Raw genomic sequence first — 14,806 nt, 5'->3', positions numbered from 1 at the left:
GATAGTCGCGCAGGACGTCAGGCATATGGATCGATATCAGGCGGCCAACGCGGCTCGACTTGCTGTCAAACGATCCTTGGGCTTCATCACGACGACCGTCTCGGGCTTCCCGACCCGTCGGCCTAGTTTATCCCGCGCAGGGACCTCCGGAACAACTTCCCGCACTTCGATGGAGTAGCTGGGCATTTTATTCTCGGCTGCGATTTTTTTTAGCTGACTTTTCAACGTGCGGAGCGGTGACGTGGAGCCGATCTTCGCACCCAGCATTTCCAGAGGCATTTCATATTCTTCATCACGACAGTAGCAGTGCGCCAATTCATAAAGGCGTCGTTCGATCGGGCCGAGACGGAAATAGTCGTTGTGGTAGTCATAGATACGACTGTCACGCGAGACCGCGCGGACAAGCCAGTCACAGAGCTGGACGCGGACCGGCATGAGTTGATCGACGCCGCTCGCCGTTTCGCGAGTGGTGGCCTGCGCTTCCGCGAACCAGGAGAAGAAGCCCTTCGTCCCCACGGTGCCAGTTTTGATGTTCGTCCGGATCTGCGTGCCCTGCAGACGACCGAGCGCTTCGATGAAGCGATCGTAATCACGCTTCGACGGGCGTCCGACGCCGGTCGCCCGGAAGAAGTCGTGTGCATTGAAGGTGAAAACGTTCTGTACTTCACCTCCGGTCCGACCAATATGCTGCACCATCAACGACAAGACGTAGATCAGGACTTCTTTATCCCACATCGTCGCGATACCGCTCGAACTGGGCTTGATCTCAATTTTGACGCCGTCCATCTCGTAGGTCATGGCCTCCATCTGAGGCCGCTTCGCTAACGAGAAGAGTGGAAAGTCCATGATGCTCTGCTCGCCACGGACTTTGCCGTGCAGCGGGCTGTCGAGATAGTCGAACAGCTTACCCTGGGTGAGAGCGACTTCTCGCGAATCCATCGTCGGGGCTCCCACCAGCTTCACGTAGCAAGGCCGCTTATAACGGATCGGCCGCAAACCTGCAGTCGGATAAGCGACCGCGTTATCGATAGCACGAGCATTTGGAGCGATTTAGCCGGTAATCGGGGTGTGTTTCACATTTCGGTAGGTGCGGGCCCACCGCAAACTCGGTCGGGACTCGTGCTATCGGTAACGCCGTGAAAGCCGTTCAAAGACCAGGTGTGCAGTACGAGGTCCAGGCCTTTGAAAAAATGACGAGATCCCGTCATCGTAGTCCGGCTCCCCGGGAAACCAGCCGCGACATCAGGCTCCCGATCGGCGTTGCATCGGTCCCATCGGACATCCCCCGCATGGCGATCGCGCGGCTCGTGTCCTTGAGGCCGTGGAGCGTCCGCCCAAGGTTCAATTCGCCCTTGTCAGCTTTGCTGCTCATTCCGCGAAGATACGCGCCGGGCCGCTGAACCTCGCCGCGCCGGTATTTCTGGATGGTGGCGATGACGGAGGCAGCAGCACCGCGCTGGCCCATGATGCGACAGGCTTCCTTGAACGCGTGATTGCTGATCCCCGACTGACCCGCAAGCCGCTCCGCGGTGGCGACCATCTCGCCCCACGATCCGTCGCGGTGGAGCAGACCGGAACAGAGCTCCGGCGCGATCGACATTATGAATTCCGGATCGACACCGTGTTTCTCGAGATCGTCGTCGACGGCAGTTTGAGGTTGAGAGGGGAGGGCGTCCCCATTTTCACTACTCTCTTTCGCCAAGCGACTACCGGTATCTGCTTTAGCAGGTTGCAGTTGGATTGTAGTTGTAGAGTGGATGTCCTCAGGTCCATCCCAGCATGAACTATCATCCTGATCGTTACCCGCGTTGGAGACGGCAATCTTGGACGAAACAGCCCCGGCAAGACGACGCGCACGCTCTTCAATCTGCTCCACACAGGCCGTCAGAAGGCCGGCGTCGCGGACGCACCGCATCTGGTCGGTGGCCATCAACGCCAAAGCAAGATCGTCACCCGCCTTCAATTCGTGAAGATCGGCATCGAATGCCGTTTGGGCCAGAGCCCTGATATTCCTGCGGGCAGCGGCAAGGCGTTTGCGGAGCACTGTCAGTGCCGCGTCCTCTGCGGCTCCCTTGGCCGCGCGGGCAGCAAATTCTTGAAGCCTGGTCCCGATCGGAGCGAGCACGATGCCGTAGCCCCACGTGATGAAGCCGTCGGCCCCGCGGCGTCCACCACGATGACCGTTAGGACTATCCCGAAAGCTGATCAGACCGAAGGCCTGTGCCTGATTCAAGAGCTTTTGAACCTGTCGGACGGTTACGCCCAGCTTTTGCGCGAGCAGGTCGTTCGACGGCCAAACGACAGGGATTTGTCCACCCTGCCAGTCCTGCGGCTTCGTCCAGGCAAACAGGAGATCGATGACGGAGACCACGCGCAGTGGGACGCCCATGTAAGGAGCCGCCCTTTTGAGCGCCGCAAGCGCGTTGGAAGGTGCCATTCCGGTCTCGAGCCCGCAAAATTCATCGACAAGCTTCGTCGCCTTGGCGGCATGCTCGTCAAACCGGCGTAGTCCCCGGCCGGGGCTTTGGGCAGCAGCCATCGTTCGTTCTCCCTGGGAGGGGAGCCCGTGCAGACAAAGCGACTCCGTGGCGCCACGGTCGGCGCTTTGGGGTAGCAATATGAAAGGGAGCCAGCTAAGTGAGGGTTCTCATATCCGCCCTAGCAGGCGTCCCGAAAAGCCCGGCCTCGTGCCGGGTTTTTCATGTCCGCACAGCGTCCCCCTTGATCGTTGTGGCGCCCGCCCGGGTGGACGGCGGCGGTCAGCGTTGAGCCGATCCACAACGTCGATTGTTAGGCATCGCTGGCGGGTCGGTCGTGCGCGATGAATCGTGCTATCGGTAACGGGATGGGCAATAATCACGTGCTATCGGTAACGAAGCATCGATCTCCGCTCGTGCTATCGATAACGCCGTGCTGCCAAGGCACGTGCTATCGGTAACGCCGTCGCGCTCTCGCTCGTGCTTTCGGTAACGGCGTGAGAATCGTGCGATTCGGCTGTCTTACGTGACATGTAGCGCAGAAGAAGAGCATCCTCCTCCGCGAAGCGCCGGATAGGCGTGGCGGGGAAATGGCAGTTGAGCCGGCGAGGAATTGCAAGTTTAGGCTCGAAATTGGCTGCCGCCGTCTGTCCTAGCGGTAGATCGGATGGGACTTTTTCGATCGTTCGATATGTCACTGGTGACCGAAAGAACGGAGTCGAGCGTGACCCGTAGAAGTCGTCAGCCCGATCTCCGATCCTGTATTCGGGACTCGGCGATCTGAAGATCGAGCCACTGCTCCGAAGCAGCAAGAAGGGGAGTGAGCGTGCCGACGATCAGCCGGCGTCCGTCGTCGGGATCCGTTTGTCTGACTATGTATCCAAGCGCTTCGAGATGCTCGATGTGGCGCAAAGCGGTGGTCGTCGAGCCTCCGCTCAGCTTACAAAGCTGGGACACAGCGATGCGGCGCCGCTCGCACGTGGCCACGTAAAGCTCCAGGATCATGTCCCAGCTCGGATCATAGAAGCGGACCCCGTTGAAGTGGGTCGCCCGCCGACGCCGGCCGACCAACACCGCCCTGGCCTCGGCAAGCCTGCGCTCGGACAGGTCTCTCGCGTCTGGCGGCATAGACAGCAAAGTGTCCTCGATCGCCTTGCGCGGCAGCCGCACCACGACGTCGATCAGTTCGTCTCCTTCAGATGCTGCACCCATAATCGTCTTGATCCGTTTCGGATGTAGGGCTCGGCGTTCGCCGGCAAGCGGAACGTGCCAAGCGCAAGCGCGCCAAGCGCGAGGTAGGCGTAAATCCCGAGCCCGGTGTGGTAGGCAAAGAGCGGCACGCGTGGCAGCAGGGCGCCGAAGATGCTCATGAAGAGATCGGCTACAGCAAAGCCTGCTGCCCAGATCGGCCAGAAGCGGATTGTCGATATGCCCAGCCAGAAGAATCCGGCGGCGACGCCCGCATCAATCACCAGGATCGATACCTCACCTGGAGCCCAGCCTTCGCTTGCCGCGATCAATCGAATAGCCGTTGTCGTGGCGAACCCCGCCATGTTGATGAAAGCGCCCAATCGCTCGGGCCTGCCTCCTCGGAGTGCTGCGAAAAGCAGCACGCCGACCATGACGACGTTGAAGATGACCGCGAGGATTATCTGGGCGCTCATAGGATTTCTCCCGGCCCGCCGGCTGCTACCCCTGCGGTGACGTAACCTCGACAATCGGCGGAAAGTCGATCTCCTCGAGCGAAGCAGATGAAGGCTTCGGCAAATTCTCGCCCCAGCTTGTCTCCGTCAGACCCAGTTGGCGACCGACCTTCTCGACAAAAAGATGCGCTCGCATTGCCATCTGATCCTGGCCGTCGACGAGGGCCGCCAGCGCCGCGACCGTCGCCTTCACCGTGCGCTGCGTCATCGCGGCGGATAGGCTGTGCGCCTCCGTCGCCTCGAGCGTGGTGAGCAAAAATTGCGCCGTATCGCGTGCGGCTAGATTGATCGATCGCTCCGCTCTGCGCAGCTCGTCCGCGACGATCCGGCTTGTGTTCGAAAGGGATTGCATAAGGGCTCCTTGGGCACCGCGCGCCCATCACAGTGGTTTCAGCCCGAGCAGGAGAAGCAGCGTTACAATCGCCATGCCGGCCGCAGTTAGGCCCAAGGGGGTCACGATCGAGATGATCGCGGTCCAGAAGGCAACCTGCTTCCAGGTGAGCATATTCGCTGCCGCCCCAGCGGTCGGCAATGGGAGGGGAAGCGGGAAAGTTGGTGGCGCGGAAGGTAGGTCGTTTGCAGGGGGTAAGGCCTCTACCCCTCCGTCGTGCTCCCCCAGGAGCCGCGCGGCATCAAAACGGGTCGGCACACCGAGGATATTATTGGCCTTTAACAGCTGCTTATCGACCGCCCGGTGGCTGCTACCCGTGGCCGCCGCGATCTCCTTCGAGTTGCGGTTCTGAAGCACAAGGCGGAGATAAGACCGTTGTCGATCGGTCAGGCGGGCAATGCGATCCGGTGCGCTTACATCGGGCGTCGGGGGTGGGGGCGTCTGTTCGGCAGGACGTCTGCCCGGTTCGTTGGTCAGCATGCTCTGGAGAAACCTCGGAATGCGAAATGATTCGGCTCCATATCGGGGGTAACTCCTGACGGGCTCCGTTTATCAAATCCACTTCACAGGGTTCAGGCGTCGCGCGAACGCGACGAAGAGGTGACGTTCCAGCGCCCACAACGCTTCGCCGATCACTCACTTCCGAAAAAGGCCGAAGTCAGAAACACTCAGCGATCAGCTTCGACCGCAACCCGGCATGAGCGATGGCCCTAGTGGACGGACGGGAATTTGCCGACGGTTGCGGCAGTGTCGTTCAAGCGAGATGCCCAAAAGGAAAGGATCTGTCCCTCGGCAGGGCGATCTTCGGCTGTATGCGCGGCAAATTCGGACAGGGTGCGGGCGAGTTCGGCGCCTGAAATCACGCGTTCGCGTTCCAGTATCGTGGCCAGAAGTGCCAGCCAGTCGCCATGTGCCTGCACCAGCGCTTCGATCTGAAGCATTCCCGAACCGCTGCCGGAGAAAGCCTTTGCTGGGCTTTGAAGCCGGCGGAACCTCGTAAGCAAATTTTTGATCAAGGACATGGAGCGCGTTCCATCAACCACCCGTAGCCGGGACGGTTGAACACGCGGGAACACTGGTAACCACGCCCCACGTATTCCCCGCACCGACAAGCGGTAGCAAGGTCTTGTATTTCGCGGGCCGCCCGACGGAAATCGGGGACCCAGCATTCGACCGCACATGCGGGCCAAGGATGGTGTTCAAGCCATGCCCAAGCCAGACCGCTATGGCACAAGGCTCAGGCGAAAACACGCTGTCATTGCAAATCTAAGCAGACCCCGGCAATCTGGAAGCAGGCGTCGCGCTCGTTGCCGGACTGCTATGCCGCATGGGGAACAGGACCGCACGCCGCGCCCTTTGCAAAGTGATTTGGCGCACGTCCCGCAAGAGCCGACCGCCCGCGGCACGGACGGCCCTTAATCCTGGCGATAGGTCATGCCAGGTCTGGTGCCCAAGCGTTAACCGGGACGGGACCCAACGATGCAGATCCGGCGTCGGGCTCGAGAACGTTGCGCGGCGGCTCGGCAACTCGTTGGGTTACCGCGATCATGGGAAGGAAAAGCGGTCCGTCAGCTGTTGTTAAAGCAGGTGGCGTTGGTCGACGCCGCCTGGAGGCTATGGCCTTTTCGAAGGAGACGGTGTTTTAGGCTGGCCTATGCGGGCGGAATGTCCAAGTGACACTGCCTAACAGTCCGCGTAGTGCGGGGATGTGCAAGTCCTCCGGCGTCTCATTCTGGCCCATAGCCAAATCGCTGCGCTAATTTGCGTCGCGGCTATGGCGCTGCGCCTTGTGATTCCGACTGGCTACATGGTCTCCAACGATCATGGCCGGGTCGCCATCACACTGTGCTCGGGTGTTGTCGCGCAACAGCCGTCCATGACGATGGACATGCCCGGCATGGATCATGCGATGCCCGAACACGGGAGGTCGAAGGAGCATGGCAAGACGGAGATGCCGTGCGCCTTCTCCAGCTTGTCGGCCCAAGTCCTCGGCGGTGCCGACGTTGTCCTACTGATCGCGGCACTTGCGCTCGTCGCGGCTATGGCGCTTCACGCCGTGCCGCGGCCCCGTATTCCTGCAACGCCTTACCTGCGCCCGCCTTTGCGCGGTCCACCGCTGTTCCATTGATCTGAGTACGCCGACTTTCCGGTTCGACCGGAAAGGGTTTGTGACCGGCTTTGCCTGTCGCTCGGTGCAGCTCTCGATCGGGTAGCGATTGCCGATCCGTGCGGTGGCCTTCCGGCGCCGCGCACCACGGTTTGCTATTCCAATCGAGCGGTTGCGTCGTCTCGTTCAAGGAATATCCATGACCTACCGTGTCGCGCTGGCGTTCGTCGCCACGCTCGCCGTACCTGCGTTTGCACAGGACGCCCGCAAGGGTTCGATCACAGCTGCCGATCCCTGGTCGCGGGCTACCGCTCCTAGGGCCAGCGTCGGCGCTGGTTATCTGACGATCCGTAATGATGGTGCCCAACCGGATCGGCTTATTGCCGCCAGCTCGCCCCGTGCCGCAAAGGTCGAGATCCACACCATGTCGCTGGACAACGGCATCATGCGGATGCGGCCGCTTCCAAATGGCCTTGAAGTGCCGGCCGGTGGTGAAGCGTCGCTCGCGCCGGGCGGCAACCACATCATGCTGATCGACCTCAAGGCTCCGCTGAAGGAAGGCGAGCGAGTTCCCGCGACGCTGCGTTTCGCGCGTGCGGGCACCCTCACGATCCACTTCAAGGTTGGCGCAGCCGGCGCAGCTGGTCCGGAAGCTGGACACGGGGGGCACAACTGATGCTCGACCATCGCACCCGCGGCATTCTTCGCGGCACCGCGCTCAGCGCACTGTTGTTCGTTGGCATAAACGCGACAGTCACCGGCTGCTCGAACGAGGCCAGCATAGCAAGTCAGCAGACTGCTGCTGCGCCCCGGAAGGACGCACCTGGCGGTCCATTCCGGCTGGTCGAGACCAAGGGACAAACGGTCACCAACGAGACGCTGAAGGGCAAGCCCTATGCGATCTTCTTCGGCTTTACCCGCTGCCCCGATGTCTGCCCGACGACGATGGCGCGCATGGCGCTCCTCCATCAGAAACTCGGGGCGAAGGCGAACAAGATGAACGTCGTCTTCGTCTCGGTCGATCCCGGTCACGACAAGGCCGAGGATGTCGCGAGCTTTCTGTCGATGTTCGATACGCCCGTCATCGGCCTCACCGGCGATCCGGCTGAACTGAAACGGATGGAGAAGGCCTACAAAATCTATGTCGAGAAGGTGCCGCTTCCGAACGGCGATTACACGATCGATCACACCGCGCGCATCCTGCTATTCGACCGGAACGGGCAGTTCGTCGACACGATGGACGCCAAGTCGCCCGAACCGCAGGCAGTCGCGCAACTGCAGCGGCTGATCGATGCCTGAGCGATGGTGGTGGCCGGTCGCGGCACTGCTGCTCACAGGCTGCATCCCGAACACTGTGCTCGACGAAAGCAAGGTACGCGCGGCGACCGAAGCGCATTTCGGTAGCCCGCTTGCGCCGATCGATGTCGGCCCAATCGTGCTGAGCGGCGATCATGCGATCGCCGACTGGACGCAAGGTGACTTTGGCGGTCGGGCGCTGTTCGAGCGCGGTACTTATGGCTGGTCGCTGCTGCTGTGCAGCGGCGACTCTATCCGTCGCGCGGAAAATCTGAAGCGGGCCGGCGTGCCTGACTTAAATGCGGGATGGATCGCCGATCGGCTTGCCGCGGCCGAAGCCGGGCTGCCGCCCGAACGCCTTGCGCGCATGAAGCGCTTCGTCGGGACGGCCGCGGACCATGAGAAATATCTGAAGACCCTGGGGGGAAAATGAAAAACCTTACTCTGCTGGCGCTGCTCGCCGGCACCGTGTCGGCCTCGCCGGCACTGGCGCAAAGTGCCGAACCCGGGCGTGACGCCCGCGCCAGGGCGACAGACCAGTCGCGTCGTGACGATATCATCGTCACCGGTCGAAACTTCGTCGTCGCTAATAGCAGCGCCGCGACCAAGTCCGACGCGCCGATCATGTCCACGCCGCAGGCAATCTCGGTCGTCGACAGCGACTTCATCGACACGCTGAACCTGCGCACCGTCGCGGAAGCGTTGAACTACACCTCGGGCGTCCGCAGCCAGGCGTTCGGCAGCGATACGCGGATCGACTATTACCAGCTCCGCGGTTTCGCCAATTCCAACTTTTTCAAGGACGGGCTCGTCCTTTATAATTCCGGTGCCTTCCTGTCCTGGACGACGCCCGCGGAGGGGATCGAACGGCTGGAGGTTCTCAAGGGGCCGTCCTCGGTCCTGTATGGCAGCGGCAGCGCAGGCGGCCTCGTCAACATTGTTTCCAAGGCCCCGAACCGCCGCAAGATCGCCAACATCGAGGCGGGCATCGACGAATATGGCAGCGCCTATGGCTCGACCGATCTGGGCGGCGCGATCTCCGATACGCTGGCGGTCCGGGTTAATGCGCTCGTCCGCCGCGGCGATACCCAGGTTGAGCTGGCACAGGATAATCGCACGTACGGGTCGGTAGCGCTCGGCTGGACGCCGACCAGTGATGCCTCGCTGACGCTGCGTGGCAGCTACACGCGCGACAGGTCGCAGCGCCCGACCGGCTTCGTGCCCTATGCTGGCTTCGTCACGCCACTCAGCGACGGTCGGAAGATCCCGATCGACCTGTTCGTCAGCGACCCGTCCGTCGATCGCTATGACCGCGATCAATATGAGGCGGGCTACACCTTCGAGACGAAGCTCGGCGATGACCTGCGCTTCGTCTCCAACGGCCGCTATGCCAAGATCGACCTGACCTATGCCGGGCTGTTCGGGCAGTTCACCGGCAACCCCGTGCTGGCGGGCGGACGCTACTACCTCAACCGTGGCAATTCGCGGCAGGACGCCTGGCTCGACAACATCACGATCGACAATCGCCTGTCAGGGACGATCAAGACCGGTAGGCTCTCCCATGATCTGACTGCCGGGATCGACTACAGCTTCTCGCGGTCGGCCAGTTCGCAGCGTCAGGGCACAGCGCCGCGGCTCGACATTTTTGCACCCGTCTACAACGTCGCACTCCCTGCGCTGGGGGCGCCGTCAACGACACGCCAGAAGCTCGATCAGACCGGCCTCTACATACAGGACCGGATCACGCTGGGCGGGCTCGTCGCCTTGCTGTCCGCGCGGCACGACTGGATCGGCATTACCAGCACTAGTGCGACCGGGGCAGTGGCGCGGGGTGAACCGGACAAGACGACCTATCGTGCCGGCCTGAGCTACGTCACTCCCATCGGCCTCGCGCCGTACGTCAGCTACGCCACTTCGTTCACGCCAGTCATCGGCGCGGAAGCGGTGACAGGACAATATTACCGGCCCGAAAGCGGCGAGGCTTGGGAAGCGGGGATCAAATATGAGGCTCGCGGCTTCCCGCTGATCGCGTCAGCCTCGCTGTTCTCGATCGAACGCGACGGCATCCTGGTCTCAAACCCCGTCACGGGCTTTCCGACCAACCAGAGCCAGCTCGGTCTGGTCCGCTCGCGCGGCGGGGAGATCGAGGTGCAGGCGCGGCCCGTGCCGACGCTCAACATCACCGCCGCCCTTACCGCGTTCAAAATCCAGAACCGGGAGGGTGCCGCATCGACGCTCGGCAAGGCGCCGACCGGCACGCCAGGGTTCAGCGCCTCGGCTTTCATCGACTACACCTTGCCGGTGGAAAGTGTCCTTCCGGGGTTCGGTCTGGGAGGGGGCATCCGCCACATCGGCCGAAGCTGGGCCGACACCATCAATACGTTGGCGGTCCCGGCCGCGACGGTATTTGATGCAGCGGTCCACTACGATCTCGGCGCCTTCCGGCTCGCTGGCAACGTCTCGAACCTACTCGACAAGAAATATGTCGGCGCCTGCCCATCGGCCGGCACTTGCTACGCGGCCAACCTGCGCCGTGCGACCATCAGCCTTGCTTACCGCCTTGGAGAAAACCGATGACCAATCTCTCTTCGCCGTTCGATCGGCGTCAGATGCTGGCGCTTGCCGCCCTTGGCGGTACCGCAGCAGCGCTGCCTGCATCCGCCCAAACGCCGACCGATCCTGGAGCGCAGCACATGCGCGACATGATGGCGATCCCGGCAGATGCGCCGAAGATCGCGATGCTGGTCTACCCCAAGATGGTCGTACTCGACCTGATCGGGCCCATGACCGTGTTCAACATGCTACGCTGCAACGTCCAGCTTGTCTGGAAGGACAAGGTGCCGGTCCCGACCGATGTCCGCATTCCCATTGCGGCGACCCACACCTTCGACGAGGTGCCGCCACAAATCGACGTGCTGTTCGTACCTGGTGGGCGGATGGGGACGGTCGACTGCATGAACGATCCCGCTGTCATGGCCTTTCTTGCCGATCGCGGATCACGTGCGAAGTGGGTGACGAGCGTGTGCACCGGTAGCCTGGCGCTGGCGGCCGCAGGGCTGCTCAGAGGCTTTGATGCGACCTCGCACTGGCAGGTTGCAGACCTTCTGCCACGCATGGGCGCGCGCCACGTCGACAAGCGGGTGGTGATTGACCGCAACCGCATGACCGGGGGCGGTGTCACCGCAGGCATCGATTTCGGCCTGACGCTCGCGGCACGCCTGAAGGATGAGGAAGCGGCACGACGGGTTCAGCTCCTCATGGAATACGCGCCCGAACCACCCTTTCGGAATGGTACACCAAAGGAGGCCGGTCCGAAGCGGGTCGCCGAACTGACCGGCCGCACGCCGTGGATGGACGCGCAGGTCGATACCGCAGTTGCAGCTGCCGCCAAGCGGTTAGGGATCGCAGCATGATCGGGCGGCATTCATTCGCTTCTGCGAGCCTCACCGTCATCGCTGTCCTTTGGTTTGCTTCGTCCGCTGCAGCACAAAACGTCGCGGACGAGACACCGCAGACGCGCAGCTGGGCGGGGAGCGACATCGTCGTGACCGGCCAGCGTCAGACTTACGCCGACCCGGAGACGACCGCAGCGACCCGAACCGCCACGCCGCTTATCCAGGTGCCACAGTCGGTCCAGGTGCTTACGCGGACGTTGATCCAGGAACAGGATCGTCGCACGCTCGGTGACGCACTGGTCAACGTCTCGGGTGTCACCCCAACGCGGTCGGACGAGGTGCTTTTCATCCCCCCGATCATTCGCGGCTTTCCGGCCGAAGTGTACCTCGACGGGCTGTCGGTGTTCGCCGGCAACCAGCAGGCCTACGACCCGAACAGCTTGGTAGGCATTGAGCGGATCGACGTTCTCAAGGGTCCGACCGCTACCCTTTATGGCGGGGGGATCGGCACGCCGATCGGCGGGGTCATCAATCTCCAAAGCGTCCGGCCGAACGATAAGGCAGGCGGGTATCTGGCGATGCGCGCGGGGAGTTTCTCGACCTGGAACCCCTACGGCGACATCAATGTGCCGCTGGCGGACGGGATCGCGGCGCGGATCACCGGCGAATATCAAAGCAACGGTAGCTGGATCGACAAGGTGTATGGCGAGCGCTGGTCGGTGCAACCCAGCGTCTCGTTCCAGATCGATCCTGCGACCGATCTCCTGCTCCAGGGGCAGTTCAGCCATCGCAGCAATCTCGAATATTCCGGCCTGCCTGCCGATGCCGCGCTGGCCGGCATGATCGACCGCAACGCCTTTCCCGGCTCGCCGATCGATCAGCCGCAGACGACGAACGACATTCGCATGGGGCAGGCGACGCTGCGCCACGCCTTCTCCGACCGCCTGAAGCTGACGGTCAGCGGCCGCTACTATTCGAGCAAGATCAATGAACAGGGGAGCTTCGTCTATCCGGGCCTCTTCCCTACCAAGACCGTCGCGCCGCTCTACGACGTGTTCCCGATCACCATGAGAAACCGCACGAAGGAGGCGACCGTGGATGCCAATCTGGCCGGCGATGTCGATCTGCTTGGGGGCACGCACAAGCTACTCATCGGCGTCAACTACGATTGGACCAGCTTCTATAGCGCGATGGGCTTGTTCGTTAGCGACTCCCCCTCGGGCACGATCGACCTTTCCGACCCGAGCTACGATCTGCACTACACGCCCCAGCTACCGGTCAACTCCTATACCGACGATCGCTTTACGACGTTTGCTGGCTACATCCAGGATCAGGCAACCTACGGTCCGCTGCACCTGACCGGAGGCTTGCGCGTCACCTCGCTAAAGTTCGTCGAGAACAGCAACATCGGCGTCGCCAACGACAAGACCTACACGCACGTCTCACCCCGTGCCGGCGCGACCCTCGACGTGGTGAAGGGCGTCGCCCTCTTCGCGGGCTATGCGACCGCGTTCCGTGCGCCCTTCGGCTTCATCGGCACGCAGACGCCGGTGCCGGAGACGTCGAGCAATATCGAGGGCGGCGTGAAGCTGGCGCTTACCGGCACGGGCCTCTCCGGCACGATAGCGGTGTTCAGGCAGACCCACGACAATGTCGTCACCGCCGATCCCGCCAATGTCGGCTTCTACATCCAGAGCGGACGGCAGCGCGCGCGCGGGGTCGAGGTGGACATGGTGTGGGAGCCGACACCGGCCTTCTCGCTCCTCGCCAATTACGCCTACACCGATACCCGCGACGATGGTGTGGCACCTGGCGACCGGCTCGCTCGTGTTCCGAAAAGTAGCGGGCGGGTCGCGGCTCGCTACCGGGTATTGCACGGTACGGCCAAGGGCTTGTCATTCGGTGCAGGCATCAGCGCTTTTACCTCGCGTGAGCTGACGCTGCCCAATACCCTCGCAGTACCGGGCTATGCCGCGATCGATGCGCAGGCGTATTACGACATTGGCCGGTTCACCCTTGGTGCGTCAGTGGTCAATCTGGGAAATCAACGAGCCTTCGATCCCTATTCCTACCTTGGTTATCCAGTGGTCGCGCCCAACCAGCCCCGTTCGGCCTATGTCACGCTCAAGGTGCGGATATGGCCATGGCGAAGCTGGCGAGGCGCTGGATCGCTTTGGCAAGCATAGGCGTGGCAGTCGCCCCTCTGTCGCCGGCTGCAAGCGCGCGGGCACCGGCGACCGGCGGGAAGATCATTCCCCTCTATGCAAAGGGCGGTGTTCCGTCGCTCGGTGTCCCGGAAGTGCGGGACCGGATGAAGACCGGCGAGACGATGATCTACGATGTCAGCGAACCAACGCTGGAGCTGTATCGCCCTGCACCTGGTCGCGCCAACGGCACCGCCGTGATCGTCGCGCCCGGTGGTGGCTTCGTAGCCCTCGGCTACACTTTTGGTGGCACAGACGTGGCGCAGGCACTGGCCGGCCGTGGCGTTACTGCCTTCGTGTTGAAGTACCGGACGATCCGGAGCGGTGACGGGCCGATGCGGATGCCGGATGTCCATATGAAAGAGATGGGCATCGTCATGTCGCGGGCGGAAACGGGCAGACCGATGGAGATGCCGCGCTTCGCTGGTGAGCCTCATGCGATCGAGGACGGGGCGCGCGCCATGGCGATCGTCCGGGAACGCGCGCGCGAGTGGGGCATCGATCCTCACAAGGTTGGCATGATTGGATTTTCAGCGGGCGCGTATCTTGCAGCCGATCTGGCAATCGGCGCCAAAGCGTCGCGGCCTGACTTTGTAGGCCTGATCTACGGCGGACTACGGACGCCGGTCCCGGAAGATGCGCCTCCCGCATTCATCGCCGGTGCGGCAGATGACGAGTACCAGCGGAACGATCCCGTGCTGCTCTATACTGCATGGCGGCAGGCAGGAGCTTCAGCCGAGCTGCACTTGTATGAACGAGGTAGCCACGGGTTCGATCTGCACGCGAAAGGTACGACGAGCGACCACTGGTTCAACGAGTTTGTCTGGTGGTTGCAATTCCACGGCCTCGTTAAAACCACAGCGAATTAGCCAGACCGTAACGTTCGGCTATGGCGATTGCCCAAAGGCATTGATCGGGATACATCGGCACCGCTGATCTGCTTTTGAAGCAGGCTGGCATGATCGCGTCGGTGTCCTGAGAGGGACTTAATAGGGAACGCGGTGAGGGTGGTTCGCCGCCTGAAGCCGAGGCTGTCCCTGCAACTGTAAGCGGCGAGCGCGATGCATATCGCTTCTTTCTTCATAGGAAGGGGCAGCCACTGGGCCGGACGTTACGTCATAAAGGCCTGGGAAGGCCGTGCATCGTGTGATGACCCGTGAGCCAGGAGACCTGCCGGCGTCTGGTCGCTCTTGCCTGGCCCAGGGGGTGGCCGCGGCACGGTACTCCGTCGAG

The 14,806-nt window shown here is 62.3% G+C and carries 15 protein-coding genes and 1 riboswitch; of the genes, 8 read left to right on the top strand and 7 right to left on the bottom strand.

The window, feature by feature from the left end:
• Window positions 1–36 precede the first annotated feature (36 nt).
• The 7 genes from ABIC16_RS19035 to ABIC16_RS19005 form a co-directional block, all read right to left on the bottom strand.
• Window positions 37–939: a replication initiator protein A gene (locus tag ABIC16_RS19035; RefSeq protein ID WP_354292436.1), complete on the bottom strand. Its 903-nt coding sequence runs from the start codon at window positions 937–939 to the stop codon at window positions 37–39.
• A gap of 265 nt (window positions 940–1,204) precedes the next feature.
• Window positions 1,205–2,539, bottom strand: a complete 1,335-nt coding sequence (gene repC / locus ABIC16_RS19030) for a plasmid replication protein RepC (RefSeq protein WP_354292435.1) — start codon at window positions 2,537–2,539, stop codon at window positions 1,205–1,207.
• A 679-nt stretch (window positions 2,540–3,218) separates the two neighbouring features.
• A complete protein-coding gene (locus ABIC16_RS19025) occupies window positions 3,219–3,689 on the bottom strand; it encodes a MarR family transcriptional regulator (RefSeq protein ID WP_354292434.1) in 471 nt (156 codons plus the stop codon).
• Complete coding sequence (locus tag ABIC16_RS19020) at window positions 3,659–4,048, bottom strand: hypothetical protein (RefSeq protein WP_354292433.1); 390 nt, start codon at window positions 4,046–4,048, stop codon at window positions 3,659–3,661. Before ABIC16_RS19020 ends, ABIC16_RS19025 begins: the two co-directional genes overlap by 31 nt.
• Before the next feature lie 118 nt (window positions 4,049–4,166).
• The gene (locus ABIC16_RS19015; RefSeq protein WP_354292432.1) at window positions 4,167–4,532 is read right to left on the bottom strand and encodes a hypothetical protein; all 366 of its coding nucleotides are present in this window, start codon (window positions 4,530–4,532) and stop codon (window positions 4,167–4,169) included.
• A 27-nt stretch (window positions 4,533–4,559) separates the two neighbouring features.
• On the bottom strand, window positions 4,560–5,051 hold the full coding sequence (locus ABIC16_RS19010; RefSeq protein ID WP_107959464.1) for a helix-turn-helix domain-containing protein: 492 nt from the start codon (window positions 5,049–5,051) through the stop codon (window positions 4,560–4,562).
• Window positions 5,052–5,281: 230 nt separating this feature from the next.
• On the bottom strand, window positions 5,282–5,593 hold the full coding sequence (locus ABIC16_RS19005; protein WP_245337151.1) for a hypothetical protein: 312 nt from the start codon (window positions 5,591–5,593) through the stop codon (window positions 5,282–5,284).
• 752 nt (window positions 5,594–6,345) lie between these two features.
• On the opposite strand from ABIC16_RS19005, the gene ABIC16_RS19000 reads away from it, so the two are divergent.
• The 8 genes from ABIC16_RS19000 (at window position 6,346) to ABIC16_RS18965 (ending at window position 14,442) form a co-directional block, all read left to right on the top strand.
• The gene (locus ABIC16_RS19000; protein WP_502958363.1) at window positions 6,346–6,699 is read left to right on the top strand and encodes a hypothetical protein; all 354 of its coding nucleotides are present in this window, start codon (window positions 6,346–6,348) and stop codon (window positions 6,697–6,699) included.
• 178 nt (window positions 6,700–6,877) lie between these two features.
• Window positions 6,878–7,354, top strand: a complete 477-nt coding sequence (locus ABIC16_RS18995; protein WP_354292430.1) for a copper chaperone PCu(A)C — start codon at window positions 6,878–6,880, stop codon at window positions 7,352–7,354.
• Complete coding sequence (locus ABIC16_RS18990) at window positions 7,354–7,977, top strand: SCO family protein (protein WP_354292429.1); 624 nt, start codon at window positions 7,354–7,356, stop codon at window positions 7,975–7,977. The genes ABIC16_RS18995 and ABIC16_RS18990 overlap by 1 nt, the downstream gene beginning before the upstream one ends.
• Window positions 7,970–8,407: a copper uptake system-associated protein gene (locus tag ABIC16_RS18985; protein WP_354292428.1), complete on the top strand. Its 438-nt coding sequence runs from the start codon at window positions 7,970–7,972 to the stop codon at window positions 8,405–8,407. Before ABIC16_RS18990 ends, ABIC16_RS18985 begins: the two co-directional genes overlap by 8 nt.
• Window positions 8,404–10,551: a TonB-dependent siderophore receptor gene (locus ABIC16_RS18980; protein WP_354292427.1), complete on the top strand. Its 2,148-nt coding sequence runs from the start codon at window positions 8,404–8,406 to the stop codon at window positions 10,549–10,551. Before ABIC16_RS18985 ends, ABIC16_RS18980 begins: the two co-directional genes overlap by 4 nt.
• Window positions 10,548–11,387: a DJ-1/PfpI family protein gene (locus ABIC16_RS18975; protein WP_354292426.1), complete on the top strand. Its 840-nt coding sequence runs from the start codon at window positions 10,548–10,550 to the stop codon at window positions 11,385–11,387. The genes ABIC16_RS18980 and ABIC16_RS18975 overlap by 4 nt, the downstream gene beginning before the upstream one ends.
• Window positions 11,384–13,555, top strand: coding sequence for a TonB-dependent siderophore receptor (locus ABIC16_RS18970; RefSeq protein WP_354292425.1), 2,172 nt, complete (start codon window positions 11,384–11,386; stop codon window positions 13,553–13,555). Before ABIC16_RS18975 ends, ABIC16_RS18970 begins: the two co-directional genes overlap by 4 nt.
• Entirely contained in the window at window positions 13,513–14,442 is a 930-nt protein-coding gene (locus ABIC16_RS18965) for an alpha/beta hydrolase (protein ID WP_354292424.1), read from the top strand. The genes ABIC16_RS18970 and ABIC16_RS18965 overlap by 43 nt, the downstream gene beginning before the upstream one ends.
• A gap of 82 nt (window positions 14,443–14,524) precedes the next feature.
• Window positions 14,525–14,765, top strand: a riboswitch (cobalamin riboswitch).
• Window positions 14,766–14,806: the final 41 nt, after the last annotated feature.

It is taken from the genome of Sphingomonas sp. PvP055, assembly GCF_040546365.1.
Lineage (GTDB): Bacteria > Pseudomonadota > Alphaproteobacteria > Sphingomonadales > Sphingomonadaceae > Sphingomonas > Sphingomonas echinoides_A.
This window is presented reverse-complemented; position numbering and strand designations above follow the sequence as displayed.